This is a genomic window from Desulfallas thermosapovorans DSM 6562 (assembly GCF_008124625.1).
Lineage (GTDB): Bacteria > Bacillota > Desulfotomaculia > Desulfotomaculales > Desulfallaceae > Sporotomaculum > Sporotomaculum thermosapovorans.
Genome location: NZ_VNHM01000003.1, coordinates 200,639 through 227,605, shown reverse-complemented (window position 1 = coordinate 227,605; position 26,967 = coordinate 200,639). Strand labels below are relative to the sequence as shown.

General features: G+C 46.1%; 27 protein-coding genes, 5 tRNA genes and 1 other annotated feature. Of the genes, 27 read left to right on the top strand and 5 right to left on the bottom strand.

What is annotated here, in order from left to right; genetic code table 11:
- Positions 1–212: 212 nt before the first annotated feature.
- From LX24_RS04340 to LX24_RS04275, 14 genes are all read left to right on the top strand, one after another.
- Positions 213–911: a Crp/Fnr family transcriptional regulator gene (locus LX24_RS04340; RefSeq protein WP_166510906.1), complete on the top strand. Its 699-nt coding sequence runs from the start codon at positions 213–215 to the stop codon at positions 909–911.
- A 443-nt stretch (positions 912–1,354) separates the two neighbouring features.
- Complete coding sequence (locus tag LX24_RS04335; protein WP_166510905.1) at positions 1,355–1,783, top strand: hypothetical protein; 429 nt, start codon at positions 1,355–1,357, stop codon at positions 1,781–1,783.
- A 30-nt stretch (positions 1,784–1,813) separates the two neighbouring features.
- A complete protein-coding gene (locus tag LX24_RS04330) occupies positions 1,814–2,008 on the top strand; it encodes a hypothetical protein (RefSeq protein WP_166510904.1) in 195 nt (64 codons plus the stop codon).
- Positions 2,009–2,111: 103 nt separating this feature from the next.
- A complete protein-coding gene (locus tag LX24_RS04325) occupies positions 2,112–3,848 on the top strand; it encodes a sigma 54-interacting transcriptional regulator (protein WP_166510903.1) in 1,737 nt (578 codons plus the stop codon).
- A 16-nt stretch (positions 3,849–3,864) separates the two neighbouring features.
- A complete protein-coding gene (gene hypB / locus LX24_RS04320; RefSeq protein WP_166510902.1) occupies positions 3,865–4,542 on the top strand; it encodes a hydrogenase nickel incorporation protein HypB in 678 nt (225 codons plus the stop codon).
- Between the two features lie 142 nt (positions 4,543–4,684).
- Positions 4,685–5,569 carry a pyridoxal 5'-phosphate synthase lyase subunit PdxS gene (pdxS, locus tag LX24_RS04315; protein WP_166510927.1) on the top strand — a complete coding sequence of 295 codons (885 nt, stop codon included), beginning with the start codon at positions 4,685–4,687 and terminating at the stop codon, positions 5,567–5,569.
- A 13-nt stretch (positions 5,570–5,582) separates the two neighbouring features.
- Positions 5,583–6,164, top strand: a complete 582-nt coding sequence (gene pdxT / locus LX24_RS04310) for a pyridoxal 5'-phosphate synthase glutaminase subunit PdxT (RefSeq protein WP_166510901.1) — start codon at positions 5,583–5,585, stop codon at positions 6,162–6,164.
- A 250-nt stretch (positions 6,165–6,414) separates the two neighbouring features.
- Positions 6,415–6,648 (top strand) — a binding site (T-box leader).
- Positions 6,649–6,758: 110 nt separating this feature from the next.
- Complete coding sequence (locus LX24_RS04305) at positions 6,759–7,904, top strand: pyridoxal-phosphate-dependent aminotransferase family protein (protein WP_166510900.1); 1,146 nt, start codon at positions 6,759–6,761, stop codon at positions 7,902–7,904.
- Between the two features lie 6 nt (positions 7,905–7,910).
- Positions 7,911–9,500: a phosphoglycerate dehydrogenase gene (gene serA, locus LX24_RS04300; RefSeq protein ID WP_166510899.1), complete on the top strand. Its 1,590-nt coding sequence runs from the start codon at positions 7,911–7,913 to the stop codon at positions 9,498–9,500.
- A gap of 324 nt (positions 9,501–9,824) precedes the next feature.
- Positions 9,825–11,093 (top strand): serine--tRNA ligase, encoded by a 1,269-nt coding sequence (gene serS, locus LX24_RS04295; RefSeq protein WP_166510898.1) that lies wholly within the window; start codon positions 9,825–9,827, stop codon positions 11,091–11,093.
- A gap of 95 nt (positions 11,094–11,188) precedes the next feature.
- Positions 11,189–11,278, top strand: a tRNA-Ser gene (locus tag LX24_RS04290).
- 20 nt (positions 11,279–11,298) lie between these two features.
- A tRNA-Ser gene (locus tag LX24_RS04285) sits at positions 11,299–11,393 on the top strand.
- A gap of 129 nt (positions 11,394–11,522) precedes the next feature.
- Positions 11,523–11,599 (top strand) — tRNA-Arg (locus tag LX24_RS04280).
- 132 nt (positions 11,600–11,731) lie between these two features.
- A tRNA-Arg gene (locus tag LX24_RS04275) sits at positions 11,732–11,807 on the top strand.
- A 120-nt stretch (positions 11,808–11,927) separates the two neighbouring features.
- Here LX24_RS04275 and LX24_RS04270 read toward each other — a convergent pair.
- Both LX24_RS04270 and LX24_RS04265 read right to left on the bottom strand, forming a co-directional pair.
- Positions 11,928–13,112 carry a tyrosine-type recombinase/integrase gene (locus tag LX24_RS04270; RefSeq protein WP_166510897.1) on the bottom strand — a complete coding sequence of 395 codons (1,185 nt, stop codon included), beginning with the start codon at positions 13,110–13,112 and terminating at the stop codon, positions 11,928–11,930.
- The gene (locus LX24_RS04265) at positions 13,112–13,951 is read right to left on the bottom strand and encodes a DUF6076 domain-containing protein (protein WP_166510896.1); all 840 of its coding nucleotides are present in this window, start codon (positions 13,949–13,951) and stop codon (positions 13,112–13,114) included. The genes LX24_RS04270 and LX24_RS04265 overlap by 1 nt, the downstream gene beginning before the upstream one ends.
- Positions 13,952–14,051: 100 nt before the next feature.
- On the opposite strand from LX24_RS04265, the gene LX24_RS04260 reads away from it, so the two are divergent.
- The 9 genes from LX24_RS04260 (at position 14,052) to LX24_RS04220 (ending at position 23,045) form a co-directional block, all read left to right on the top strand.
- Positions 14,052–14,297 (top strand): helix-turn-helix domain-containing protein, encoded by a 246-nt coding sequence (locus LX24_RS04260; RefSeq protein WP_243131613.1) that lies wholly within the window; start codon positions 14,052–14,054, stop codon positions 14,295–14,297.
- A gap of 44 nt (positions 14,298–14,341) precedes the next feature.
- A complete protein-coding gene (locus LX24_RS04255) occupies positions 14,342–14,953 on the top strand; it encodes a CHC2 zinc finger domain-containing protein (RefSeq protein ID WP_166510895.1) in 612 nt (203 codons plus the stop codon).
- Positions 14,941–16,080: an AAA family ATPase gene (locus tag LX24_RS04250; protein ID WP_166510894.1), complete on the top strand. Its 1,140-nt coding sequence runs from the start codon at positions 14,941–14,943 to the stop codon at positions 16,078–16,080. The genes LX24_RS04255 and LX24_RS04250 overlap by 13 nt, the downstream gene beginning before the upstream one ends.
- 366 nt (positions 16,081–16,446) lie before the next feature.
- A complete protein-coding gene (locus LX24_RS04245) occupies positions 16,447–16,725 on the top strand; it encodes a hypothetical protein (RefSeq protein WP_166510893.1) in 279 nt (92 codons plus the stop codon).
- Between the two features lie 327 nt (positions 16,726–17,052).
- Positions 17,053–18,288, top strand: a complete 1,236-nt coding sequence (locus LX24_RS04240; RefSeq protein WP_166510892.1) for a phage major capsid protein — start codon at positions 17,053–17,055, stop codon at positions 18,286–18,288.
- 47 nt (positions 18,289–18,335) lie between these two features.
- Positions 18,336–19,292 (top strand): phage major capsid protein, encoded by a 957-nt coding sequence (locus LX24_RS04235; protein ID WP_166510891.1) that lies wholly within the window; start codon positions 18,336–18,338, stop codon positions 19,290–19,292.
- A 136-nt stretch (positions 19,293–19,428) separates the two neighbouring features.
- Complete coding sequence (locus LX24_RS04230; protein WP_166510890.1) at positions 19,429–21,456, top strand: phage tail tape measure protein; 2,028 nt, start codon at positions 19,429–19,431, stop codon at positions 21,454–21,456.
- Positions 21,457–21,480: 24 nt separating this feature from the next.
- Positions 21,481–21,924, top strand: coding sequence for a hypothetical protein (locus LX24_RS04225; RefSeq protein WP_166510889.1), 444 nt, complete (start codon positions 21,481–21,483; stop codon positions 21,922–21,924).
- A 611-nt stretch (positions 21,925–22,535) separates the two neighbouring features.
- Positions 22,536–23,045 carry a DUF2335 domain-containing protein gene (locus LX24_RS04220; protein ID WP_166510888.1) on the top strand — a complete coding sequence of 170 codons (510 nt, stop codon included), beginning with the start codon at positions 22,536–22,538 and terminating at the stop codon, positions 23,043–23,045.
- Between the two features lie 476 nt (positions 23,046–23,521).
- Here the strand turns inward: LX24_RS04220 and LX24_RS04215 are convergent, their stop codons facing one another.
- Together LX24_RS04215 and LX24_RS04210 are read right to left on the bottom strand one after the other, a co-directional pair.
- On the bottom strand, positions 23,522–23,689 hold the full coding sequence (locus LX24_RS04215; protein ID WP_166510887.1) for a hypothetical protein: 168 nt from the start codon (positions 23,687–23,689) through the stop codon (positions 23,522–23,524).
- Between the two features lie 11 nt (positions 23,690–23,700).
- The gene (locus tag LX24_RS04210; RefSeq protein WP_166510886.1) at positions 23,701–23,865 is read right to left on the bottom strand and encodes a helix-turn-helix domain-containing protein; all 165 of its coding nucleotides are present in this window, start codon (positions 23,863–23,865) and stop codon (positions 23,701–23,703) included.
- 214 nt (positions 23,866–24,079) lie between these two features.
- Here LX24_RS04210 and LX24_RS04205 point away from each other — a divergent pair, with 214 nt between their 5' ends.
- The 4 genes from LX24_RS04205 to LX24_RS04190 all read left to right on the top strand — a co-directional run bounded on the left by LX24_RS04205 (position 24,080) and on the right by LX24_RS04190 (position 25,631).
- The gene (locus LX24_RS04205; RefSeq protein ID WP_166510885.1) at positions 24,080–24,310 is read left to right on the top strand and encodes a hypothetical protein; all 231 of its coding nucleotides are present in this window, start codon (positions 24,080–24,082) and stop codon (positions 24,308–24,310) included.
- Positions 24,311–24,433: 123 nt separating this feature from the next.
- The gene (locus tag LX24_RS04200; RefSeq protein WP_166510884.1) at positions 24,434–24,649 is read left to right on the top strand and encodes a hypothetical protein; all 216 of its coding nucleotides are present in this window, start codon (positions 24,434–24,436) and stop codon (positions 24,647–24,649) included.
- A gap of 417 nt (positions 24,650–25,066) precedes the next feature.
- Entirely contained in the window at positions 25,067–25,525 is a 459-nt protein-coding gene (gene tadA, locus LX24_RS04195; RefSeq protein ID WP_166510883.1) for a tRNA adenosine(34) deaminase TadA, read from the top strand.
- Positions 25,526–25,537: 12 nt separating this feature from the next.
- A tRNA-Ser gene (locus LX24_RS04190) sits at positions 25,538–25,631 on the top strand.
- Positions 25,632–26,024: 393 nt separating this feature from the next.
- On the opposite strand, the gene LX24_RS04185 is transcribed toward LX24_RS04190, so the two are convergent.
- On the bottom strand, positions 26,025–26,918 hold the full coding sequence (locus LX24_RS04185; protein ID WP_166510925.1) for an Rpn family recombination-promoting nuclease/putative transposase: 894 nt from the start codon (positions 26,916–26,918) through the stop codon (positions 26,025–26,027).
- Positions 26,919–26,967: the final 49 nt, after the last annotated feature.

The following is a 26,967-nucleotide window of genomic DNA, read 5'->3' as shown; positions in this document are numbered from 1 at the left end:
GCCATTGAACTGGAAACCGTTCCTTATCTCATTAGATAATTGATGTCCATAATTCAGTTAGCGTCCCTTATCAGGTGGCGCTAACTGAAAACCATCAAACAAAGTTTGTATTATTAATGCCATGCATTGGCGAGTAGGGCTAAGTCACCAGTGGTTTAATAATAGATTATGGCCCGGTAAGATAAAATAAACAGGTAGGGGTATCGATGGTTATGAATGATAATTTATACGATTATAGTACCGGTGGTTTAGACGATATAAGGGCCGATTTAGTATTAAATGATATGGAAAAACAGCTAATCAGGCAGGCTGGGATGGTTATACAATGTCCCAAGAATTATGTGTTATTTTCCGCTGGTGATGTTTCCGATCAAGTATACTTAATTGAGAGCGGTTGGGTAAAAATATATAGAATTTCTGCGGATGGCAAAAGGGTAACCGTTGGTAGCATTCGTGGCCCGGGGGAACTGGTGGGGATGGCGGAAACATTTCTTGATATAAAACGAACTTGTTTTGCGGGAACCATTAGCAAAGGTTCGGTGGTGTTATTATCTAAAACAAAATTCATGGAAATAATGACTCAAAATTCATTTTTGACCTTTAAAATTATAAATTTGTTAGCAGCTAGAATGCGTGAAGCTGAGGCTATTATCCATGAAATGGTATGCAGTCAGGCGCTGGGGAGATTGGCAACATTATTAATGAAAATGGGCGAACGTATGGGCGTGCATACCAAAAATGGAATTAAAATAAATATACATTTAACCCATGAAGAAATTGCCAGTATGGTGGGCATTTCACGGCAAACCGTTACATCGGCTCTTAATACTTTTAAACAAGAAAAAAGCATAGCATTCGAAGGCAGGATGATCCGCATTAATCCTGACAAGTTGGCTAAATGGCTGGCTTGATTAAATAAAAGCCGGGACTATACTATATAGCCGGCTTTTTTAATTTTTTACAAATATCCACTAATGTCAAATAAGGGCGGTTTATCGGTATAAATAATCGTGATATAATTACTTATCGACATGATACAAATCTATATCACTATATAAGTTGTCTTGATAGTTGTTATAAGCTGTATTGATAGTTATTCTTTATATGATGATATAAATCTGTATCATATGGCAATAATATTTTATCGAATTAGGTCTGTAAAAAGACCGAGTTTGAATCGATTAATCAAATAAACACGTGCCATTACGGCTATTGTGGAATGCAGGTACATTATTTGCAACATTTTTGTATATACCCGATATGATAATTAATCGGACAAGATCTATTCATTTGTCTACCCGGCTGTGAAGGATGTCTAAATGATTTAAATATAAATCAATGGGGGTGAAAAAGATTGCGGGAGTATTTTGCAAAAAAGATGGGTATGGGGAGGTACCCTGATAAAACTATTGCTGAAGTTTTTAGTAATGACCGGCGTTATTTTGATCAAATTCTTTATAAAAACGCCAAATTTAGAGCAGAATATGCCAAAGCTTTGGAGCAATGGATTAAAACCCAGGAGGAGAATGGCGTTAGTCATGGCCATATAGACCTGAATCGAATACTGCTGGCTATTGAAATTACTGGAGAAGATAAAGTTATTTCGTTATTTAAAAAATTAATCGAGGTTTTAAATGCAGAATGGCCCGATAAAAAACTTCCAGAGGATATTGATTATAAAGCAACCTTGGATGGTAAATATAATGGCTTAGAGGGTTACGGACCACAATTAAAAAGAATACAAACATTTTGGGAACGATTAGCAATACCTACGGTGTGGTAAACGCTAAAATTCATGGAAAGGATGATTTGGGTGAGTAACAATAATAATAACGTAACTACGGAAGACACAAGGCCAAGGGAGAGGGCTTACGTTGTCAAGTGGATGAGGGAAGTATTTGCTGAAAAACCAACCATGGCTGAGCGTAAAGCATTTTTTGCAAAAATGAGTTCAATATGCAATTACCATGGTATAACAATGGAAGAATTACTTAACGAACCTAAGTAATGTTGTTATTATTAACGGTTTAAGCCCCGCATCGCCGGTTTAAACCGTTAATAAGTTAATAATATTAATAATAATTAGTTGATTAATAAGGAGGGAGTAATAATTGAATAACCAAACTCTTGAAAATAAAATACCCATTAATGATATACTGTACTCTCTCCGCGAAGGGTTTGTAATGGTGGATTGCCAGGGCGTGATAATTCAAATCAACCCGACGGCTGAGGAAATGTTAAAAATCGACCGTGGGATAGCATTGGGTAAGCGTATTTCCGGCATGGTGCCCGGTTCTCCGTTAATTAAAGTGTTGGAGACAGGTAAAGAAGTTTCCCCCTGGCATGAAACCCGCGGTGATAAAAAATTGCTGTCATACCACTTTCCAATACGCACCGATGGAAAATTGGAAGGTGCCTATAGTATATATTTGGATATAATCGACTTGGAAGAAAAAAAGCTTCAATTTCAAAATGCCATACAAAAGGAAAAGGAACTTGAAGCTATATTGGAAAACTCTCATGACGGTATTTGGATTATGGACGGTGCCGGGGTAACATTGCGGGTCAGTAAATCCTGGGAGGACTTTTCAGGTATTAAACGGGAGGAAATGGTCAATCGTTCTGTTTATGAAATTGTCGCCCAGGGCTATTATACCGATTCCGCCGCTATCCATGTTATTGAACAGAGAAAACCGGTAACCATCATGTATGAAACCAAGACTAATCGTAAAGCGTTGGTGACTGCCACACCGGTCTTTGATGAAAATGGAAATATATGGCGTATTATTTCAAATGTTCGTGACATTACAGAAATAGATCGTTACAGACAAGAGTTGGAGGAGAGCAAGCGTTATAAAGAAGAGCTCAAATTACTACGCAAGCAACAATATGAATCTGACGGGGTTATCGTGCGTAGCCAGGCTATGAAGGACGTCTTTAAGCTTGCGGCCCAAACAGCCGGCTCCGATGCTACGGTATTAATCCTGGGTGAATCCGGTGTTGGTAAAGATGTTGTGGCGCGTTATATCCACAGGACAAGCAATCGCGAAAAGGGTCCTTATATTCGGGTAAACTGCGGGGCTATTCCCGAGGCATTGATGGAGTCGGAGTTATTTGGATATGAGGAGGGCTCTTTTACCGGGGCACGTAAAAAAGGAAAGCCGGGCATGTTTGAACTGGCTCATGGAGGCACATTGTTTCTGGATGAGGTGGGTGAAATTCCCATTCAAATGCAGGCTAAATTGTTGCATGCATTACAGGATCTCAAGGTTATGCGGGTTGGTGGTATGAAACCGGTGGATATTGATATAAGGGTTATAGCCGCTACCAACCAGGATTTAAAAGAAATGGTTGATAAAGGACAATTTCGCAGCGACCTTTATTATCGCTTAAATGTAATACCGGTGGTTATTCCCTCTTTACGGGAGAGGCCCGAGGATATCATTCCGTTGCTGCTTGAATTTCTTAGAAAATATAATGAAAAATATAACATGCGGAAAACATTTAGCTCTGCCGCCTTGGAGAGCATAATGAAATATCACTGGCCCGGTAATGTCCGTGAGTTACAAAACGTAACAGAAAGATTAGTTCTTACTTGTACATCAGATGTGATAGATGTTAAACACTTGCCGCCTATGCTCAAAGAAACTCCGTCTTTAGTGGATTTTCACATATCTGATATGGGTACTCTAAAAGAAGCCAGGGAGCAACTTGAAAAGTCGATGGTTTCCTGGGCGCTCAAGCGTTACGGGAGCACGCGCAAAGCGGCGGCGGCTTTGGGGGTAACCCAACCTACAGTTGTTCGCATGTCACATAAATACGGTTTAAATAAAAACCGAACCGATTAATGAAAGGGGAAGGGTTATGGTTAAAATTATAACACCGGAAAAAACATTACATGACAATGAAAGTATAGCTAAGAAAAATAGAAACATAATTAACGAAAACGGTATTATCATGATTAACTTAATTGGTGGACCTGGTGCCGGTAAAACCACCCTCTTGGAAAAAACCCTGCGCCTGTTAAACGATAAATTTAATGTTGCCGTGATCAATGGTGACCCGTACACCTCATATGACGCTGAAAAGTTAGCTGCCACAGGTGTTGTGGATGTAGTACAAATAAATACCCAAAATAATTGCTGTCTGAGTGCGGGTATGGTAGCCCGGGCAATTGAGCAATTGCCCCTTGAACAGCTTGATCTAATTATAATTGAAAATGTAGGTAATATTTTATGCACGGTTGATGTTGATTTGGGTGAAAACTTTAGGCTGCTTGCCGTTAGTGTAACAGAGGGTATGCACGGGCCTGAAAAGTATCCCCTGGCATTCAGGAACGCCTTTGCAGTTGCCATTACCAAGACAGATTTGTTACCCCATGTTAATTTTAACCTGGGAGCATATATAAGCCAGTTAATGCAACTAAACAGCAACCTGAAAATATTCCCGGTCTCGGCTGAAAAAGACGAAGGTACGGAAGATTGGAGCCAGTTAATTGGGAGAATGCTTTGGAAAGGAAGAAGGTTTATCAATGTGAATTAACACAGCCCAACCCCTGTACTCAGCCTGGTATAAAGCCCATTTAGCATTAAATGGTTTTAAAGCTGCTTGTTTTTGTTAAGGGATTAATGTAAAATATTTTAGTGATCGTTGTTGAATGGAGGAGAATTAAATGGCGGAAACTGTGGCTGAAAAGGGGACATGGACAGTTAAAAAAGGTCTGGCTGAAATGCTCAAGGGCGGAGTAATTATGGATGTCACCACCCCTGAACAAGCCAAAATAGCTGAAGAAGCGGGAGCCTGTGCAGTAATGGCGTTGGAGAGGGTTCCCGCTGATATACGTGCAGCCGGTGGAGTGGCCAGGATGGCCGATCCCACTGTTATAATACGAATTATGGATGCAGTTACTATACCGGTAATGGCCAAGGCAAGAATCGGTCATTTTGTGGAGGCGCAAATACTCGAGGCTTTGGGTGTTGACTATATAGACGAAAGCGAAGTACTTACACCGGCGGATGAACAGCACCATATAGATAAGCATGCCTTTAAAGTACCATTTGTATGCGGTGCCCGTAATTTGGGTGAAGCCCTCAGGCGTATTGCCGAAGGTGCGGCGATGATTCGTACCAAGGGTGAACCCGGCACGGGTAACGTGGTGGAAGCTGTTCGCCACATGCGTATGGTAATGGGGGAAATACGCCGGGTGCAGAACCTGCCCAGGGAAGAATTGATGAGTGTGGCCAAAGAGATGGGTGCACCCTATGAATTACTTTTGGATGTGGCCAACAACGGTAGATTGCCGGTAGTGAATTTTGCCGCCGGTGGTATTGCTACCCCGGCGGATGCAGCATTAATGATGCAACTGGGTTGTGACGGTATTTTTGTTGGTTCGGGGATATTTAAATCTAATGATCCCCAGGCCCGGGCCAAGGCTATTGTGGCCGCCACCACACATTATAATGATCCTAAAATACTGGCCGAAATTTCCCGGGATCTGGGTGAAGCCATGCCCGGTCTTGAAATATCCACTATTGCGCCCGGGCAGCGTATGCAGGACAGAGGTTGGTAATGGGAGCAAGACTATGCTAGTAGGTGTACTCGCCTTACAGGGTGCCTTTCGGGAGCACCAGCGCTCTTTGGAAAAATGCGGCGTTTCAACTTGCCAGGTGAGAAAGGCGTCGGAACTGCATAGCGTTGATGCTTTGGTTATTCCAGGTGGTGAAAGCACCACGATGGGTAAATTAATGAGCGAATTTGAATTAATGAAACCCATACTGGATTTGGCTCATCAAGGTATGCCCATTTTCGGTACCTGTGCCGGGTTGATTATGCTGGCCAAACAAATCAGGAACTCCCGGCAGCAAACACTGGGTTTAATGGATATAGAGGTGGAGAGAAACGCCTATGGGCGGCAGGTGGACAGTTTTGAAACAGATTTGAATATACCTGTTTTAGGGGCTGAGCCACTCAGGGCGGTTTTTATCAGGGCCCCTTATATAACTAAAGTGGCTGAAGGTGTGGATGTGCTGGCCTATTGCGATGATAAAATAGTATGTGCCCGTCAAGATCGCTTTCTGGTGGCGGCTTTTCACCCGGAGTTGACCAGTGACCTGCGCATGCACCAGTACTTTATCTCGTTAATCGCCGCTAAAACTCCCGCCTAACACAAGGGAAGGGGACACACCTGCCAAACTTGGATATTTCCCTTGGGACAGGAATGTTCCCAATTAATGGAGTTAAAGGGCGATAAACTCGAAATAAGAGAAACCAGGGTTTCAGGTGGCATTAAAACACCACCTGAATCAAATCTTTTATATTGAAAATGTTGCTAAATGAACAAATGGTATAAAACTATTGCAAAAAAAAGTTGAATGTAGTAATATTTTATAGAGATCATTGTTATTTTAATATAAATTAAACCCGATGCAGGGGTAAAGTAACCATAAGCAATTTTCAGAGAGCCGGTGTTTGGTGTGAACCGGTAGTTGTATGTGGTGAAAAGGCTCCCCGAAGGGGGCTCGCTGAAAAAAGCAGTAGGCGGGCACGGACAGTTCCGTTATTTAAACGAAGAGGGTTTGTTTAGTATTTCTTTTATCTAAACAAATCAATATGGGTGGTACCGCGGGAGAAATACCTCTCGTCCCTGTGATTTAATGTTTATAGGGATGGGGGGTTTTTTATTATAGCTTAACAAAAAATTAGTTATATACCAGGTATTATTTACTATTACTTAACTTAGCCAAGGAGGAAGATTACATATGCAGGATAAAAGTTATTTAATGATTCCGGGACCGACCCCGGTACCGCCGACGGTGGTTGCCGCCATGACAGCGCCCATAATCGGGCACCGCAGTGAAGGTTTTCAGGTACTGCACAAAGGTATTATTGCTAAATTGCAGAAACTGTTCCAAACCCAAAATGAAATATATATATTGACCAGTTCCGGCACCGGTGGTATGGAGTCCGCGGTGGCCAACACGGTCAGCGCCGGGGATAAGGTGCTCACCCTGGTGGGCGGTAAATTTGGCGAGCGCTGGTCTGAACTAGCCCATCAATACGGCGCTGAAGTAATCGAGCTGAACTATGAATGGGGCACCTGTGTGGACCCGAGGTTGGTGCAGGAAGCACTGGCGGCCAACCCCGACATTAAAGTTGTTTTTGCCACCCAGAATGAAACTTCCACCGGTGTGGTAAACGATATTGAAAGTATTGGTAAAATAGTGGCTCAAACCCCGGCACTTTTCGTGGTGGACGGAGTCAGCGGCGTAGGCGGCATTGAAATCAAAGTGGACCAGTGGCATGTGGATATATTAACCACCGGCTCTCAAAAATCGTTAATGCTACCCCCTGGTTTGGCCATTCAAAGTATCAGTGATAAAGCCTGGCAAGTAATTGAAGCCAACAAATCACCACGGTATTATTTCAGCTTGCTCAAGGCCAGGAAACAGTACCCCAAATGGAACACGGCCTATACCCCGGCAGTATCGCTGTTTGTAGGCCTCGACGCGGCACTGGATATGATGTTGAACGAAGGTTTGGATAATGTATATGCCCGGCATAAATTGCTCCGTGACGCCACCCGGGCTGCCATCAGGGCACTGGGATTGAAATTGATGACCGAAGACAGCTGCGCCTCCCCGGTGGTCACCTCGGTGTACGCGCCGGAAGGTATCGGGGCGGATGATATTCGCAAAGTGCTGACCAAAGAATATAATATCACCTTTGCCGGCGGGCAAGCTAAATTGAAAAATAAAATCTTCCGCATTGCCCACATGGGTTTTGCCGATCAGATGAATGTGATCATTGCCATAGCCGGTTTGGAAATGGCACTGCAAAAGGTTGGTTATCCGGTTGAACTTGGTGCTGGTGTAAAAGCAGCCCAGCAAGTATTTTTGGGGGAGTGAAAAATAATGGCAAAATATAAAGTCCTGGCAATGGATAATGTATCCCAAAAGGGTTTGGAACCTTTATACCAAGACCCGGATATTGAGGTGGTTATCGGCTCAAAAATGACCGAAGATGAACTGGTGGCTGTTATTGGTGAGTATGACGCCATGATAGTGCGCAGTGCCACCAAAGTGACACCCCGGATTTTGGAGAATGCTCCCAAACTGAAAGTGGTGGGCCGGGCCGGAGTAGGTGTGGATAATATTGATCTTAATGCCGCCACCCAGCACGGTGTGCTGGTGGTTAATGCCCCGGACGGTAACACCATTGCCGCCGCCGAACATACCGTGGCCATGATGCTGGCCCTGGCCAGGAATATTCCCCAGGCTGTGGCCAAAATGAAAAACGGCGTATGGGATAAAAAAGCCTTTCTGGGTGTGGAACTGCGGGGTAAAACACTGGGTGTTATCGGTCTGGGCAGAATCGGCTCGGCAGTGGCCCGGCGGGCCCAGGCCATGGAAATGGATATAGTGGCCTACGACCCCTACATTTCCGCGGAAAAGGCTGAATCCATGGGGGTTAAGCTGGTTACTTTGGAGGAGCTGTTACCGGTGGCGGATTTTATCACCGTGCACATGCCCAAAACCAAAGAAACTTATCACATGCTGGATGACAAGGCATTCGCGGCCATGAAGGACGGGGTGCGGGTGATCAACTGTGCCCGTGGCGGTATTGTGGATGAGGAAGCTTTATACAAGTATATGCAGTCCGGTAAAGTGGCCGGTGCGGCGCTGGACGTTTTTGAAAAGGAACCCAACACCGACAGTCCTTTACTGGAATTGAACAATTTTATCGCCACCCCGCATTTGGGCGCCTCCACCGCCGAAGCCCAGATTAATGTAGCCGTGGATGTGGCCGAGGAAATAGTGGATGCCCTGAAAGATAAGGTGGTGCGCAATACCGTAAATGTCCCGTCAGTTAAGCCTGAAGTTATGTCCAAGATCAAGCCCTACCTGAAATTGGCTGAAAAACTGGGTAAATTCCAGGCCCAGCTGGTGGAGGGACGGGTTAATAAATTGGAAATCACTTATAACGGCGACCTGGCCGGTGCAGATGTCAAGCCTATTACCACCGCGGTGGTAAAGGGATTTTTGGATCCCATACTGCAGGAATCGGTTAACTTTATTAATGCCCAGCTACTGGCCAAGAACCGGGGTATCAGTGTAGTGCAAACCGTCAATGGCCGGGCCGAAGGTTATGCCAGCCTGATCACTGTAAAAGTGGTCTCCGATAAAGGTGAAAAAACATTATCGGGCACACTGTTCCAGGAAAATGATCCCCGCATTGTGATGGTGGACGGTTACCGGGTGGATGCCGTTCCCGAAGGGTATATGCTTTACGTGCCGCACATGGACAAACCCAGAATTATCGGCCCTGTGGGTATGTTAATCGGCGAGCATCATATAAATATTGCCGGTATGCAGGTGGGTCGTAAAGAAATCGGCGGCAAAGCCGTGATGATGCTTTCAGTGGATGCACCGGTACCCGATGAAACAATAAAAGCAATAGCCGAAATAGATGGAGTGCTGGATGTAAAGTTTGTTAGCTTGTAGTTTTATTTGTCTGCATAAATATGGTATAATAACGCCGGCGCAAAGCCGGCGCTTTCTTTTATATAAACCATAAACAATTGATAATAAATATTTATTATTTAAAAACGCTCCAAGGGCAAACTTCATTGCCCAAAGCAATCTTAGATGACCAGGAAAAGATAATTCCGTATACTTTTTCAACAAACTGATAATGTGCAGTTTTTATCTTTAAATTAATGCGATTGTAAGTTAAAATGTATTACAATAATGTTTAAGAGCAAGAATAAGATAATATAAAATTTGTATTTATATATATTTTTTATTGATTCTTGGAGGTTTTTATAAATGCTGGATTTAAAGTTTGTCCGGAATAACCCGGAGATAATTAAAGAAGCACTGCAAAAAAGAGGAACCAGTATTTCACTGGACCCGTTTTTGGAACTGGATGAGCGCCGCCGGGAAAAGCTGGTTGAAGTGGAGAAGCTGAAAAATAAACGCAATGTTGTGTCCGAAGAGATCGGCCGGTTAAAAAAGGCAGGTCAATTGGCCGAGGATATGGTTTTGGAAATGCGACAGGTATCCAATGCCATTAAAGATATGGATGAAGAAATCCGGGTCCTGGACCAACAGATACAACAGACACTACTGACCATTCCCAATATCCCCGATGAGAGCGTGCCTGTAGGTTTGGACGAGCATGATAATGTGGAGGTGCGGCGCTGGGGTGAGCCCAGGCAGTTTGATTTTGAACCCAAACCCCACTGGGATATTGGTGAATCGCTGGATATACTGGATTTTGAAAGGGGCGGCAAGGTTACCGGTGCCAGGTTTACCTTTTATAAAGGGGCCGGTGCGGCCCTGGAACGCGCTGTGATTAATTTTATGCTGGACGTGCATACCCGGGAACACGGCTATGTGGAAGTATTGCCTCCCTTTATGGTGAACAGCGGCAGCATGACCGGTACGGGTCAACTGCCCAAGTTTGCCGAAGACATGTTTAAAGTGGAAAATACCGATTATTATTTAATACCCACCGCCGAAGTGCCGGTGACCAATCTTTACAGCAATGAAATATTGGATGGCGATGAACTGCCCATTTACCATTGTGCCTACAGCGCTTGCTTTAGGGCCGAGGCAGGGGCGGCGGGCCGGGATACCCGGGGCCTGATTAGGCAGCACCAGTTTAATAAAGTGGAGTTGGTTAAATTTGTGCGCCCGGAAGAATCCTTTGCGGAACTGGAGAGCTTAACAGATAATGCCGAAAAGATATTGCAGTTGCTGGAGTTACCTTACCGGGTGGTAACATTAAGTACCGGCGACCTGGGCTTTAGCTCCGCCAAAACATACGACCTGGAAGTATGGCTGCCCAGCTACAACAGTTACAAGGAAATATCCTCATGCAGTAATTTTTTGGATTTCCAGGCCCGGCGGGCCAATATCAGGTACCGGGAAGGTAAAGGCAAACCCCGCTTTGTGCACACTTTAAACGGTTCCGGACTGGCGGTGGGCCGGACGGTGGCCGCGATACTGGAAAACTACCAGACTGAAACCGGCAGCGTGAAAATACCGGGTGTGCTGCAGCCGTATATGGGGGGCATTAAAGAAATAAATTAACAGCAAAGAAGAGGGAGCGAAGGAATACAGTGTTATTGACACATTACATTTAGTATGTTATACTTCTTATTGTCTCTGGTTGATTGAAATTGACTGGAGGGGTGTCCGAGCGGTTTAAGGAGGCGGTCTTGAAAACCGTTGAACCTTTACGGGTTCCGTGGGTTCGAATCCCACCTCCTCCGCCATTTTAACTACCGGACAATACGGAGAGATGGCCGAGTAGGTCGAAGGCGGTCGCCTGCTAAGCGATTATACGGGCTAAAACTCGTATCGAGGGTTCGAATCCCTCTCTCTCCGCCAGTTGCGAAAACCACGGGCCTTAAGTCCGTGGTTTTCTAGTGATTCTACTTTCTGCCGGTTGACTTTCACCAGTCCTTTTGATACAATAATACTCGCAGTGTTGATGAAGCACTGTCAAGAAAAAAATATGTGCCTGTGGCTCAATTGGATAGAGCATCTGACTACGGATCAGAAGGTTGGGGGTTCGAGTCCCTCCAGGCACGCCACAAATCCTATGGCGACACAAAAGTATATACTAATTGTGTCGCTATGTTTTACTGGTTTAATGTGTAAATAACGAAAATGTTTTAAAACATTTTTTTAGCTTAATTTTAGTTTAATAGTGAATACGCCGTTAAGCGCCTGTAGCTCAGAGGATAGAGCAGCGGTTTCCTAAACCGCGTGTCGGGGGTTCGAGTCCCTCCTGGCGCACCACTGGAAGTCAAGGCCCGCAAGGATTTGCGGGTTTTTGCTTTTTTAGCGAAATTCGCTGAAAGGGTGTTTTGGGAGCATTTTGGGAGCAAAGATAATTAACGAGAGCAAAAAAAGACAGGTTTATACCTGTCTTTTTTTTGTATCCTTTTGCATAATATGCTGGTATGCATTTTCCAGCTTGTCCGATATGGCTTTATCTGCACTCTGCAGGTAGTGACTGTATATGGCCCCAGTGGTGGCAGGGTTAGCATGACCCAACCTGCCGGATATGTTTTTAAGCGGGATGTTCTGATTTATCAGCATGGTGGCCGCGGTATGGCGGAGGCCGTGAAAGGGTAAATGCGGCAGCTTGTGTTTTTTAATAAACTTGGAAAACCACTGGGAAGGCCATTCCGGGTGCCCGGGCTTGCCGTCCCATGTGGTAAATAGCCTGTCTGAACCCTGCCACAAGTCACCCAATTTTAACCGTTCCTGGGATTGCTGGGTTTTATATTGCTTAATTAAGGCCATGACGAAGCTGGGAATTGATATAACCCGCTTGGACGTTTCATTTTTTGGTTCCTTCGTAATGCTACCCTGCCCGGGTAGGTATTGGCTAGACCGTCTTACATGGAGTAAGGAATTGTCAAAGTCTACATCCTGCCATTCCAAGCCCATAATTTCACCACGGCGTAACCCTGTGAACAGTGCAATATAAACAAGGACACGGTGTTTTAGTTCCTCCGAATCCAATGCTTCCAATAATGCTGCAATATCATTTTCATCATAGCAGGCGGCTGGCTTCCTGGGAACCTTGGGTGCTTCCACCCGGGCGGCGGGATTGGTAAGGAGTATTTGCCATTTGACGGCGGCGTTAAATATGGTAACCAGCAGCCGGTGGTGGTGAAGTATAGTTGTGGGCGACAGTGTTCCTTCTTTGCCGTCCTCCCGAATACCTGATTCCTGCAGGTTTTCGTAAAACTGCATGATATGAAATGGCTTTATACTTTCAAGTTTCATATGTCCCATGGCTGGGAGGATGCGGGATTCTAGCATTCGCTTGTACCGGTGCCTGGTTTTGGGTGCCAAGTCTTTTTTGGATTCAAGCCATTGTTGGCTGAATTCCGCAAAAGTGAGCTTGGAGGGTTCAACATACTGGCCCTTTTGCACTTCGGCAGAAAATATATCAAGCTGTTTTTTGGCTTCCCGTTCGCTGGTGGCTTCAATGGTCCGGCGGTAGACTTTGCGTCTGCCATCCGGACCTGTACCACCCGGGACGTTGAGCCGCCATTTATTGGTGCCGCGTTTTTCAACCCAACCGGCCATTAGTTAATCACCTTCTTTTCCTTATTACGTTCTCTTTTTTTTCGTTGGTTCCAAGTATTTTCACAGGTGCTGCGCTTAGTAAGTTTATTACCTTTTAAATCTGTTACAGGTGGGCAAAACTTTTGTTTTCCGTGTTCTGGTACAAATAAATTGCCGCATTCCGGGCATTGCCTATATTCTATCCCTTTATCAAGATTTTGTAAAAATTGAAACCAGGCAACATCCCAAAGGCTATCAAACTCTACTGCTGGGGCAAGATAACCATTAATTAGCTGCACTTTGTAATGAACACCATTCATAGCCTCGTTTGCCTGTTGTAAAACAAATGTTTTTATTTTTTCTTTATCTTTTAGGTTATTCTTAGGAAACATTTCGTCAATTTTTTGAATTATAGCTTGTCCGAATTCACTGTTGGGAGATGTTCCCCAATAAAACTGTGCCCATGATAAGGGTTTACAGACAAGCCAAAATAATCCGCTATTTTTAGGAGGTGTGCCTTGTGTTGGAAGTGGCAGGCCATATTTTGACACAAAAGCCATGTCGTCACGACAGTTTTGTAATGCAACATCAATTCGGCAATTAAGCGGATTGTAGGTTTCTATCGGGCCTTCCTCCCAGGCTTCCTGCGTAGGGCCTATTTGCAATTTATTGAGCAATGTTCTTATTTTAATGCCTTTCAAATTATTAATGTTATTAATGGGTTTATCATCTAACCAGTAAGTGTATTCCCTATATACCGGGAACCTAGTAATGCAGTATGGTTTACTAATCGAATAGTTAATTTTTATTACCTTATTGCCAGTAACATTATCTTGCTTATTGATTGAATTTACTACCATTTTTTCACCTTCCTACTGTCTGTACCGCATAAAAGTAAGCATAAATGCTGTATCCAAATTATAACACTTATATTAAAATGAAATCAAGGAGGGAAAAAGAGTGAAAAATGATATAAAACAGGCACTTCGCGAAACAATCCACGCAAAAGAAGCGGCGGAAATGCTCGGGGTAAGTGAGTGGACGATATACGACTGGGCCCGGAGGAAAATCATTCCACACATTAAAGTGGGGAAACGTGTGCTTTTCAGACGGAGTAGTATACTTCAGTGGCTGGACGAGCAGGAAGCGGCCAGCCTAGTTCAGCCGGAACCGGTGGACAGTGGAAAAATCCGGCGGCTGAAATAGAAAACCCGGCGCGGGTGGCCGGGCAGTGGCAGAGGTGATGTGAATTGTATGCTGCAAGTAGTGTACCACAAAGTACCAACATTTTTCAATTAGTTAAGCAAGTTAATATTGTTGATGTTATTAATCACTATAACATCGCCCAACTGCACCAGCGAGGCCGCCGTTGGGTGGCCCGCTGTCCGCTGCACGGTGAAAAAGAACCATCATTTTACGTTTTCCCTGATGGCGGGTGGCGGTGCTTTGGGTGCGGTGAATATGGTGATTCGACGGACCTGGTAGCCAAAGTGTTCGGGTTGCGTCCTATTGAGGCGGCGCGGATGATCGCGCGTGATTTTGGTATTGAAGTGAACAATAAGCCGATTTCACTGGAGGCTAGGCGTAAAGCTAGGCAGCAGGCTATAGAGGCAGCTAAAAAGCGTGAGATTAAGCAAATCTTTAATCAAAAACGGGAACGGGCATTAGAGGTACTTTCTTTAATCGTAAGAACTACCAACCGCGCATTGGCCGCTGGGGGCTATAAGGCACATTATGATTTAGCTGAATTGTTACATAAAACCGATTACCAAGAGTATTTAATTGGGTGCTTACTGAGTAACAACCCCGACTTACAGCTTTTGGCTTTGACGGACCCGGAGGTACAACAATGGCTCGAATAACAGGCGATGAGCTTTTCAATAGAGCGAGGGATGACCCGAAAGTAGCCCGGTTATTTAATCAGGGGAGAGACCAAGAACCAGAGCCAGCGGAAGAAAAGGGAATAAATATTGCCAAACTGCTGTCTAAGCCCAATATTAACGAGGAAATAAAAATCGACTGGGTTATGCCGCATATGTTCCCTGCAGGTTATGTGACACTTCTGGTGGGTGACCCAAAGGCTGGTAAAACGTGGCTGTCTTTGCGGATGGCTGCCGAACTTTCCAAGGGGGGTACTATTCTTGATGGCTTTACCGATACCCCGCCCTGCCGGGTGCTTTATCTTATGGGTGACACAGGTCCCCAGCTGGTTAATTACCGGTTAAGGAAAACCGGATGGGGTTTTAACGATACCATGTTGCGCTTTGTGTATGCCGAGGAAGTCAGACGGGAAGGCGCAGACCTTGACCTGAGCACTGACGAGGGCTGCAATCTGCTGAACGCGCTGTTAACTGTTTGGGACCCTAAAATCATGTTTGTTGACACATTAACTAGCTTCCACGGTGTTGATGAAAGCGACAACAGCGCCATTAAGCCCCTAATTAGCTGGTTAAGGGATTGTGCAATGAAGCGCAATATTGCAATAGTTCTAATGCACCATACCCGCAAGAAAAAGCGCAGTGAAATGAGCATGACTATGACGCAACATGATTCCGTTGGTGCCGGTGTTCTTTCCCGCCTAGTTGGTAATATAGTAGGCGTTGAAAAGAAAGTGGCCGAAGATGGGACAAGTTATACCGTGCGGAGCCTAGCGTCCTGGTTTAAGGAGTTTCCGCCCTTCTCCTTTACTCTGGTGGATGAAGTGGATGCGGATGGCCGGGAATGGCTCAGGATGCCGGTTGAGCTGTCCGTTACTTTAACCAAAACAACGCGGCAAATAATCTTTGACGCTATAAATAATAATTATTGGGACGGAACAGGTTTTACCCGGCAGGACATTATGAAATTAACCAAGTTGTCCCATTCTGTAGTTAGCAAAATATTAAACAATGCTGTTGAGGCTGGTGTTTTGGTAACACATGGTAGCACAAGGAATAAACTGTTTGGGTTGCCAGTAAAAGAAGTTGACGAATTGAAGCTGTTTGATTAGCGATTCGTCAAGTGGGGGGGTAGCGTTGACGAATAACCCTTCAGGCCAGTAATGGCGCGGAATAATTCGTCAATGGGGTGTTGACGAATAGAAGACGAATGGGTAATTCGTCAACGATTCGTCAAGGGGGTGTTGACGAATTAAACCTAGTAATACCAAGGGTTAACACCTTATTCGTCAACCAAAACCCTCCCTTTAGGGGGTAGTTAATAAATTGGCATATAGCTTTACGAATTAATGTTTGGGTGGTGATGTTTGTGAAGTACATACAAATAAACTTAACAAAGTGTAGGCTATACCTAACCGAATCAGAGATGTACCAACTGCTCAGAACGGACCCACTCCTGTGGCGAGAGGCCATAGCCCGTGGCAAAGCGTTTTCCCGGGCACGGCAGCAGCGGGATCGGGAAGCAAAAAAAATTGCGGGACGGTGAGGTAATGAAAATTACCCAAAAGGGAGATAAGTACACACTTACACTAACCCACGATGAACTGCTGGCCTTAGTTAATGGCTTGGCGGGGCGGCAGTTGCTCGTTCGCGATATTACCAGCCTTATTAGTTATGGCGATAAGAAAAAAGAGAAAGAGCTTACCAAGTTACATAAGGCAATGGCTGGAGCGTTGCCGCCTGACGTATGGGAGTAACACCAAGGGGGTATATAAATCTCTACAGATTTTTCAAAACCTCGACCGCGCCCCAGTCAAACGCAAAACTTCGCAAAACTCCCTTAGGGGGGTAAAAATTCCCTTAGTTACCCGCAAAAATCGCTAGGTCTTTTTAAAGGGGGTAAAATAGTAATTTATCCCCAAAAAAAGAGGATTCAGCGCACCTACTAAATGCGCTTTGACATAAATTGCGGCCTGAACCGTGCGCCAACTCGGGCGAGGGAAGCGCACTGTTGAACAATCAGACCAAAGGGGGGCCCCGGCGGTTGGTTGTCTGATTAAATAACTATAAGGAGAGATGCCAACATGACAATAGAACAAATGCGTGCCCGGATGGGCGAGATCGCAAGAGAAATGCGTGACCTCCATGAGGCAGCGGAATACCGGACTTTCAACTCGTTCGAACAAAGAGAGTGGGACGACTTGTTGGCCGAATTTAACAGGCTTAAAGGAAAAGTTGACGCCGCAATGCGTGTCAAACCTTCAGCCCCGTTTCGAACTTTGGGCGAGGTTGAAGATTGGTGCAACCAGCGGCAAAATTCGCCGATCTATCAAGACACACTAAGTGGCAGCGGCGAGTTCCGCAATTTGGGCGAGTTTTTAGAAACCGTTCGTTTTAGCCCCGGGGATCTTCGTACCATGAGCGCAGGTGTTGGCAGTGCCGGTGGCTTCCTGGTACCACAACAATTCCGGGACGATATTCTAAAAATCAGCCCTGAAGCCGCCATAGTGCGCCCACGGGCCACAATTATAGAGCCCGGCTCTGCCCCGGATGCAAGTATTACCATTCCCGCCCTAGTACAGGGCAACGAAGGTGTTTTCGGTGGCGTGACGGTGCAGTGGATTGCAGAGGGTGATCCTATACCGGAGACTGAACCCGAACTTGGGACGGTGACATTGACTCCAAAAGAAGTTGCCGCGCACGTTGTTGTAACTGATAAATTGCTGCGTAACAGTGAAGCGGCTTCCCAGCTCATAACCGAACTGCTACGGAACGCCGTTGCTGCTGCAGAAGATTATGCTTTCCTACGAGGTAATGGTGTGGGAAAACCTGCCGGGGTGCTCAACTGCCCAGGCCGGATCATAGTGAACCGGCAACAAGCCGGAAACATTCAGTATACTGACATAGTTAATATGCTGTCCCGGATACTGCCGGATTCGTGGAGCAGTGCGGTGTGGATTGCCTCAATCACGACTTTACCGCAATTGGTTACCCTGCAAGACCCTGCTGGACGGTATATCTTTATCCAAGGTGACGCCAGCAAAGGCATCCCCAGCACACTGGCCGGGATTCCCATCCGATTTAACGGCCGCGTTCCGACTATTGCGAATGAAGGTTGCCTTATGTTATCTGATTTACGCTACTACCTGATTAAGGACGGCTCCGGCCCGTTTGTGATGGCTTCGGAACACGTCAGGTTTATTGAAAATAAGACGGTAATTAGGATTTTTTGGAATGTAGACGGTGCCGGCTGGGTGACGGAACCGCTATTGCTGGAGGATGGAGAAACCACAGTCAGCCCATTTGTATGTTTACGATAAAAAACAAGGGGCAGGACCTCCCTGCCCCACTTACGGAGGTAATGATAATGGAATTTAGAAATATTGTTGAGTTTGTGGCTGCAACCCGTTGGGAAGCTGAAAATTTACGCGGCATGAATATGACACAAGGTGCCAGTGGCGGCTTTCTTGTACCTGAAGCTTTTCGCGACGCCCTTTTGAAGGTTAATTACAACGCAATCGTACGCCCCCGTGCTACTGCGTTGCAGCCAGGTGAAACACCGGACGCGCCTTTGTCGATCCCGGCCCTCCGCCAAAGGAGTACCAGGGCATTAAGCGGTATGCGACTGCAATGGACTGCCGAGGGTGACGTGAAACAAGAAACCCAAGCGGCATTTGACGAGATAATTCTGAAACCCAAAGAGGTATCCGGGTATTGCACTGTAACCGATAAGCTACTTCGTAATTCAAGTGCAGAAAACTATATTAATACTTTAATCGGAAATTCAATATCCCAAGCCGAAGATGAGGCATTTTTGACGGGTGACGGTATTGGCCGTCCCCTGGGTGTCCTTAATAGCCCGGCCCGGGTTGAAGTTGATAGGCTCAACGCTGGTCAAATAGAGTATGCCGATATAATCAACATGTTGGCCCGGTTAATTGCTCAATCGTGGCAAAACGCGGTATGGGTAGCCAGCGTGACAGTAGTACCACAGCTATTCACGATGGTTAGCCCCAGCGGCCATGTATTGTTCAGGCCCGGCGACGGTAGAAACCAGTCATTTGCAGGGTTCCCCCTGGCCGTTACCCCTGTAACCCCGGACCTGGGCCAGCGCGGTGACCTTGTGCTTTGCGATTTTTCAAAATACCTGATTAAAGACGGCAGTGGTCCGTTCATTGATTCCAGTGCCTATTTTGGCCGACTATTTGAAGAAAACAAGTCAATTATACGTGCCACTTGGAACGTTGATGGGCAACCCTGGATCAGGCAACCGCTGCAGCTTACAGACGGCACAGAACAGAGTGCATTTGTGATACTTAGATAGTTAATAGGCGAGGCATGGCGCCCGACGTGCCTTGCTTGACATAGCGACCTTTTTAAAAGGATTGGCTAACTCCAAAAAGGCCGGGGGATACCTCCACTCCCGGCCCCGGTAGGAGTTAAAAAAGGAGTGATAAAGAATGGCATTACGTGAACTGGTAAACGAAATAGGATTCAGAGTAGACGTTGGTGGCCTTCGAAGGGCGCAACGCGAAGGTGACCGAATAATCGACCGTATTGCAGATAATTTCCGGGATATGGGGACGGATATTGACCGGGTGATTAATAACGTTGGCACTTCTATCCGCGGTCTGCCGGACCCGCGCATTGACACGTCCCAAAGTATCCGCAATTTTAACAACTTGCAAAATGAAGTTGAAGAATTGCGCAGGGAACTTGACCGGGTACAGCAAGAGGCCCGGCAGACCGACAGAGCACTGAGTGACATTGACCTGGGCAGCCTGGCCGGTGGTATCGGTGGCGGTGCAGTTGGCGCAACGGTTGGCCTTGATATTACCTCATTTGCTCAAATGGAGCGTGAGCTTCAGGCGGGCTTGGGCGTTGATGCAGGTGTTGCATCTGGCCTTAAAGGTGCCATAAAAGCCGTTTGGTCAGATATACCTGACATAAGTAAAGAGGTAGCCTTTGAAAGTGTGGTAACAGCTAATCGGTACTTTGACGAGATCGGCGAAGGAGCCCAAAGATTAGGCGCTAATATGGCCATGATATTCCAGCAAACAGGTGTTGAAATAGACAGAATCGGTCAGGATGCAAAGCTATTAACTAACCGATTTGAAGATATAAAAACCCCTGAAGATGCATTTAATATATTTACTACAGCCTCACAGAAATTAAGCCCCCGACTATTTGATGAATTATTAGACCAAACGGAGGAATACGGTGCCCGGTGGGCAGCGGCTGGGGTGTCAGCAAACGATTTCTTTGCCGCCATGATTGCCGGCGGTGAGGATACCATTTATGTAATGGATAAGATAGGCGACAGTATTGCCACAGAGTTTTTAGCCGGGATTAGAACCGGGGACGAAGGAAAAATTGAAACACTGGGTTTCCTTGGAACCGCTGAACAGGTGGAACAATGGCGGAAAGATATTGTCCAGGGTGGTGAGGAAGGCTGGGAGGCCGCACAGGGAATACTTGGACGGTTTGTTGAATTAAAAGACAAGGGCCTGCAAGAGGCAATAGGCCTGGAGCTGTTTGGTGGACTTTGGGACGACCAGGGGCCTGCTATGCTACCTGTGTTTGAGCAGATTAGTAAAGGATATGATGACCTGGGTGGCAACGTGGAGGATTTAGGTGTTCGCAACGAAGGAGTTTTAAACACTATGAAATCCGGCTGGCGCAGTTTCAGTGCGGAACTGGATAGCATTGCCGGTGGTGCTTTTGGTGGTTTGAGTGAGGCAATCGGAGCTGCCCTTCCCGCTGTTGGAGCATTTTTGGGCGCTGGCGGCCTGGGTAGAGTCCGTGAGTTACCCGGTGGCCTTGGCCCAAGACTTGCTCCTGTGGGAACATTTTTCCGCACAACTGGCCCCCTGGTACTTGGTTTCGGACGAGCATTAGGAGTTGTAGTCGGCATTGCTGGCGGTGCTATCGGAATTATAGCTGGCCTTGGCTATGCTGGGTACCAGCTATACCAGAACTGGGACGAGGTTAAAGGCTGGATATTAGGTGTATTTGATTCAATCGGTGCCGGTGCCAAGGGTATGGCGAATAGTGTGATAGGTGGGATTAATGGAGTTATTGGGGCCCTGAACGGACTAAGTGTTGATATACCGGACTGGGTGCCTATTTATGGTGGCCAATCGTTTGGCCTTAATATACCTAAAATACCCATGTTAGCCGCCGGTGGCATCATTACTTCCCCTGGTTTGGCATTGGTTGGTGAACGTGGCCCGGAGCTTGTTAACCTCCCCCGAGGGGCGCAGGTTAACCCATTGGATACAGGTTTACCCCGTTCGTTGCATTATGCTTCTGCAAGTGGAGGTTCCCCTGTGTTTAATTCTCACATCACTATTGAATACCATGGCACCGGTAGTGAGGCGGATATGAAGAAGCTGGTGGCAATAATCAAGAAAGAACAGAGAAAGAACCACTGGGCCTTGATGGAGGATTATTGGAAGATGGTATCTTTAAAGGTGGGCCTGACCTAAGATTAGCCCGGGGAGGAACTGCTGGTGAACTATAAAACTGCAAAGGCACTGCTTATGTACTATCCCGTTCTTTACAGGCGAATCGCGGACCGGCGGGAGTTATTACTGGGGAGCCACGTTTCCAGCCTGGCCAACACCGGGCGGCATGGCACCGGTGGCCATGCTGACCCCACTGCAAGTAAAGGTGTAATGCTGGCTGACTTGGGTGAAACCAGTAAGGCCCTTGATAAAGTGGTGGCGTTTATGAATACCCTAACCCCTTTGGAGCGGGAAATGATTCTAACCGTGTGGAGGTGTGGGACTTGCACAGACTGGAAATGGGTAGCACGTCATACGGGGATGTGTATCGGCGAATGCCGCAAAAAGTGGAATCAGATGACGAGGTGTTTTCTAGCCTTTGCTGGAGCTGTCAGCGGGCCGGATGGGACTGCCTGTGTCGGTGGCCGGCAGAGCCAGTCCCTGGGATGAGGACCAGGCCGGGGGTGAGCGCTGAGGGTAACCTTGTGGTGGTATCCTGCCCACACTACTGGCCGGAGGTAGAGAAGCCCAGGAGAACCACCAAGGGCAAAGGCCCTGCCTGGGACAGCTGGGCAGCAGTGCGCCATTATTTTGGGTATGGTTTATAAGTATAGTGGGGTAACACCCGCTTTTTTGTTGCTGGTGGGATAGGTGTGTAGTTCATACAGGCCTGATTAGGACAATATGTTAAAACTTATGCAAAAAAGGTATCACTTTCTGCCTTTCGGTGAATATTGTTTAATAAAACACCGAAAGGTTGAGATAACCCATTTGTATTAAAAAGATTACCTCTAATATCAAACTTGCTAAAAATAAACTAAACATAATACAATACTGTAAAGTAGACAAAGGCACGTTTTTTCAGAAAGGGGTGGGTATCATTACTGCTTTAATTTCATCAGTTAAAAAAACATTGAAAAGTGGTTCCTATCCTTTTTCTATACTCCCCAATACTGATTACCGCCGACATGTGCCGCAAAATGCTAAACAGCTTATGTCCAATAATTGGAGCAATACCGGTAGATCATTGAGATCAGCCGTGGATAAAGTTGGGAAGGAAATTGAAAGAAGCTAATAACAATAATAATGTTGAAGTTATACCTCCAGATAAACCAGATAAGCCGGATAAACAAGGGGCTGTTATTACTGCTCAAAAATTCGAAGGGCCAATTCCACATCCGGAAATACTTCGTATGTATGGGGAGGTCGTCCCTGATGCTCCGGAACGCATATTAAAGGTTTTTGAATTAGATTCGCAGCATACAAGGGAAATGCAAATGACTGCATTAAAGGCGGAAACAGCAAGAGATATTCGAGCACAATGGATGGCATTTATTATAATGATTGCAGCAATTGGGCTAACGGCCTTCGCTATTAAATATGGCAATTCAGCTTCCGCCATTATAGCAAGTCTGGCTACTTTATTCCTAGCGCTAAGGGTATTATTTTTTAAAAAGGAAAAGAACCAACAAAAAACGAAACTAATGACCAACCCGGCATTAACCGGGTTTTTTGCTTTTTTGAATGAAACATCACGATCATATTCTTGTACTACGAACCCGTCCACCTGAAGGCAGCGGCTGGCTTGAAGTTGACCATCTACCTGGCTTTACAGGAGGCCGTACAAGGGCATTCAATCAACTGGCAGGTATAAATACCTTGGAGAAAATTTGCCCTATGCTTAAACGGGAAAAATGAAGGCCGGTTGTGTGGGTAGCCTAGCAAAACGGGCTAAGCTTCTCAAGGAGTACTGGGGAATTAGGGATGGCAATAATCGGTATTCGATGGTTCGCCAAAATGGCGAACCTAAAACCACCTACGATATAGCCGAAGTAATAGGTGAAAGCAGACGAACTACAGAACGCCTTATCAAACTCAACGACCTAATTCCCGAACTGCAGTGATGGCCGCCAAAGCCATTGACCGTCCCAGTGACGCACCCATTGATACGGGTAAACGAGTCAGCACGTCCATTGCCTTTGGCGGCGGGATTTTCCGCAGCGAATACTAATAAAACAACCCGGCACTGACCGGGTTTTATTTTGTCTTATTTGAATAGCTTACCTAGCAGCCTGCCAGTGGCCTTTCCCGCTGCCCTCCTGGCAATACGCTTACCTATAGTCCCCTTTCTGACGGCGTTAACGTCACCCAACAGTTTAGCCGCACCGTACAATATCCCCCGTGTCTGGCTGATTGGATCCTTCTTCCGTGCCATTGTATCCCCCCTTATTTTTCTTCCCCTAACAGGCGGTTTAATTCGGATTCGGATATGCGCCATAATTCCCCTACTTTAACGGCGTTTAGTTTACCCTCACGAATCCACCTATATATTGTTCGCAGGTTTATTTTAAGACTGTCCGCAACTTCTTGCGGCGTGTAATATTGCTCCATGTGCATCCCTCCTGTGCAATATAATACCACGTTATACGTTATTATTCAATAATGACGCTTGACATATAATGAACCATCCTGTACACTGTTGTACAATAGGATACAACAAAGCCGGGTTAAGAGTATGGGACCTGAACGGTTTAACCGGCATATAAACCTAAACCGTTGAAGCCAACAGGGGGTATACCTACAAAACAATAAAGGAGGCGTAAACATGACCGAACAGGAAAAAGCTGAACTGATGATTGAGCTAGAAAAAGCAAGCACTATTCACCTGCCCATGAAATGGCATAATGAACTGCACGTAATAGCCAATTCCCTAATGAATGATGACTTATATAAGAAAGAGGACGCAGCTGCGGCCATTGTTGCGGTGATGCGGGATATGCAACGGGAAATCGGGGAGACTTACATGGCGAATTGGACAGCGCTGGCGAATTTGTAAATTACGCATCGATGTGGAATTTTCCGCAGCCAATTTAGTGAGCGATCAATATTTTCAAATTTCCAATCGCTTGGAAATTCCACAGCGCTGTGGAATTTGCCACCAACAAAGGAGGGTTAGAATATGGATACCTGTCAGGCGGTGTTTGAAAAGATATACCAGGAAATCTGCGGGAGCATCTGCCATAAGCATGAGGTTGCGCTTGCTATGAATATGTGGAACGATCCCTATCCCGACGGCTTAATTAACGGGCTGTTCGAGGCCCTACGTACCGTGGCTATATATACGGGCGTTGACGCGGAAACTCGGGAAGAATTGTGGGCGATGGAAGGTTATTAAACGGGGTAAAACTGAATAGCGAGCACATCCGACGAACGCGACGAGGCCCACAGGGTGGAGCGGGATAACCGGTGCCGAGGGGACAGCCACCAGAGCAGCGGGAAGGATGCGGGAGGGTTAGCAAAGCCATCCTTACCAGCGGTAGGGTGTGGGCGTGTGTTGACTGGGTTGTGCATATGTCGTATAATATCAGGTGAGCGCATTGGGAGCAGACGGGGAGCAAATTGGGAGCAAACATTAAAAAATGCTCCCAAAAAAGACACTCGGAAACAATGGGATAAAATAACAAACCCAGTAATATCAAGGGTTTGCAAAGTTACGCCAATATAAAAAAGGGTATTTTTCCCATTCCTAAACCGCGTGTCGGGGGTTCGAGTCCCTCCTGGCGCACCATTATTTTTTAAAGGGGAACCTTACTTGAACCAGGCCGGGTATATGCGCGAAGCCCTGGCAGAAGCTGAAAAGGCATACGCTTTAGGTGAAGTGCCCGTAGGTGCGGTGGTGGTGCTGGACGATAAGATTATTGGCCGGGGCCACAATTTGCGGGAAACACTGGTGGACAGCAGTGCCCATGCGGAAATAATAGCATTGAGGCAAGCGGCCCGCCATATTGGTGATTGGCGACTGAACCGGTGTGTACTTTATGTTACGCTGGAACCGTGTCCCATGTGTGCCGGGGCCATGATTCAATTCAGGGTGCAAACGCTGGTATACGGTGCCCAGGATCCCAAGGCGGGTGCTGTGGATTCAATTATGGACATAGTCAGGGAGCCACGCTTAAACCACCAGGTAGCAGTGGTGTCCGGTGTACTTGAGGATGAGTGCCGGGCAATTTTAAAGCGTTTCTTCAGGGAATTGAGGGAGAATAAAAAATAAATGTTTTATTGCGGAGAGATGGCTGAGCTGGTCGAAGGCGCTCGACTCGAAATCGAGTAGACCGTTAGTAGCGGTCTCGTGGGTTCGAATCCCACTCTCTCCGCCAAATAAGGTTTTCAGGTTTTTGTAAGTATTGGAATTGAGTATAAAGCAACCTTAATAATGCTATTTTAATGCAATTGGCACCTGTTCAAAAAGCCGAGGGAGAGGCCAGTTAGGGCTTCTCCCAGAGTAATGGTTATATACCTTCCACAACCATACCTAAAACGCGCAAAAACGCCCTTATTTGCGGTTTGATTAACTGGCTAAGGTAAAAAATCATACCTAAAAACGATTGTGGTGGGCCTTTAAAAGTGTTGTACACTGTTTTCTGTGGTTGTCAAAACAGGTGGTGCTATTATTGCTAGCAATAAAGGCAAGCTATACGAAGGTGTCAATGTTATTACCCAAGTTAGGCAGTTTGTATTCGTGTTACCCCGTTTATAATTATACTACATTCCTAACGGGTTATAGCATTATCAACGATGGACCCGGCATCCTCCAGCGATGTGGCTGTATAAATCTGGTTGATAATTCTGTCTAAGGCTTCTAATTTGCTGATGGACCTTACCTTTCTTTGCAACCCTTGTGAAGCTTTACCAAATCTTACATCAAGAAACATACAGATGGCATCAACTCTGCCTTCGGCCCTTGCGCCGGCCAGCATGGAGATTTCATCCCTGACAGCCTTTTCCCTGAGCTCGTACAGCCTGCGCTCTTTCTTATCCTTCAAGAAGATCTGCTCTATGGTCAAAGCTTTGCGAATTCCCGGGTTGCCCATGGCGATTTCCTCCATTTCTTCCCCCTGGATATTGTTGAAGTAAAGCAGCCATTCCTCCAGGTCATTTTGCGGTTTACGTTTTAGACCGGCTATCTTCCTCAATTCAAGGAAATGGATTTCCAGGTCGTCGTTTAATAACTCGCCTGTTTGGTCTTCCCTGATGTGAAATGTATAGTGGTATTTACCGGCATCTGCAAACCAGTTGAAGCCGAGCAGGTTGATGGTGATGGTTTTTCTGAGGTGGATAAAGTCTTCGCCGCTGCCCAGTTGTCCGTAGTAAAGCCCCGCCCAGTAAAACAGGGTCCTTTTGTCAATGTTATATTTGTTTACTACCTGTACTTCTATATTCACCAGTGTCCCGGTGGCTGTTTTGGCCAGAATGTCAAGCCTGGCGGCTTTGTCCAGCAGGTATTTGGGGTCCAGCTCCCGGTCCAGTAGTTCCACCGATGTTAACTCTTGCCCCGGCGGTGGTTTAAGCACTGCGTTTAGAAAACCTATAAGTGCATCCTTCCCTTCTTCCGAGCCGAATATCCTTTTGAACAGGTAATCGTTGGTGCGGTTGATGCGTTTCATCTTCACCAAAACAGCGCCCCCTTCGGCAGCAGGTTTCCTTGCCCTTATT

Coding starts and splice junctions, on each gene's coding strand:
- LX24_RS04340 (WP_166510906.1), top strand. CDS start 213: ATGAATGATAATTTATACGATTATAGTACCGGTGGTTTAGACGATATA.
- hypB (WP_166510902.1), top strand. CDS start 3,865: ATGGTTAAAATTATAACACCGGAAAAAACATTACATGACAATGAAAGT.
- pdxT (WP_166510901.1), top strand. CDS start 5,583: ATGCTAGTAGGTGTACTCGCCTTACAGGGTGCCTTTCGGGAGCACCAG.
- LX24_RS04305 (WP_166510900.1), top strand. CDS start 6,759: ATGCAGGATAAAAGTTATTTAATGATTCCGGGACCGACCCCGGTACCG.
- serA (WP_166510899.1), top strand. CDS start 7,911: ATGGCAAAATATAAAGTCCTGGCAATGGATAATGTATCCCAAAAGGGT.
- serS (WP_166510898.1), top strand. CDS start 9,825: ATGCTGGATTTAAAGTTTGTCCGGAATAACCCGGAGATAATTAAAGAA.
- LX24_RS04270 (WP_166510897.1), bottom strand. CDS start 13,112: ATGGCCGGTTGGGTTGAAAAACGCGGCACCAATAAATGGCGGCTCAAC.
- LX24_RS04265 (WP_166510896.1), bottom strand. CDS start 13,951: ATGGTAGTAAATTCAATCAATAAGCAAGATAATGTTACTGGCAATAAG.
- LX24_RS04250 (WP_166510894.1), top strand. CDS start 14,941: ATGGCTCGAATAACAGGCGATGAGCTTTTCAATAGAGCGAGGGATGAC.
- LX24_RS04240 (WP_166510892.1), top strand. CDS start 17,053: ATGACAATAGAACAAATGCGTGCCCGGATGGGCGAGATCGCAAGAGAA.
- LX24_RS04235 (WP_166510891.1), top strand. CDS start 18,336: ATGGAATTTAGAAATATTGTTGAGTTTGTGGCTGCAACCCGTTGGGAA.
- LX24_RS04230 (WP_166510890.1), top strand. CDS start 19,429: ATGGCATTACGTGAACTGGTAAACGAAATAGGATTCAGAGTAGACGTT.
- LX24_RS04215 (WP_166510887.1), bottom strand. CDS start 23,689: ATGGCACGGAAGAAGGATCCAATCAGCCAGACACGGGGGATATTGTAC.
- LX24_RS04210 (WP_166510886.1), bottom strand. CDS start 23,865: ATGGAGCAATATTACACGCCGCAAGAAGTTGCGGACAGTCTTAAAATA.
- LX24_RS04205 (WP_166510885.1), top strand. CDS start 24,080: ATGACCGAACAGGAAAAAGCTGAACTGATGATTGAGCTAGAAAAAGCA.
- LX24_RS04200 (WP_166510884.1), top strand. CDS start 24,434: ATGGATACCTGTCAGGCGGTGTTTGAAAAGATATACCAGGAAATCTGC.
- LX24_RS04185 (WP_166510925.1), bottom strand. CDS start 26,918: ATGAAACGCATCAACCGCACCAACGATTACCTGTTCAAAAGGATATTC.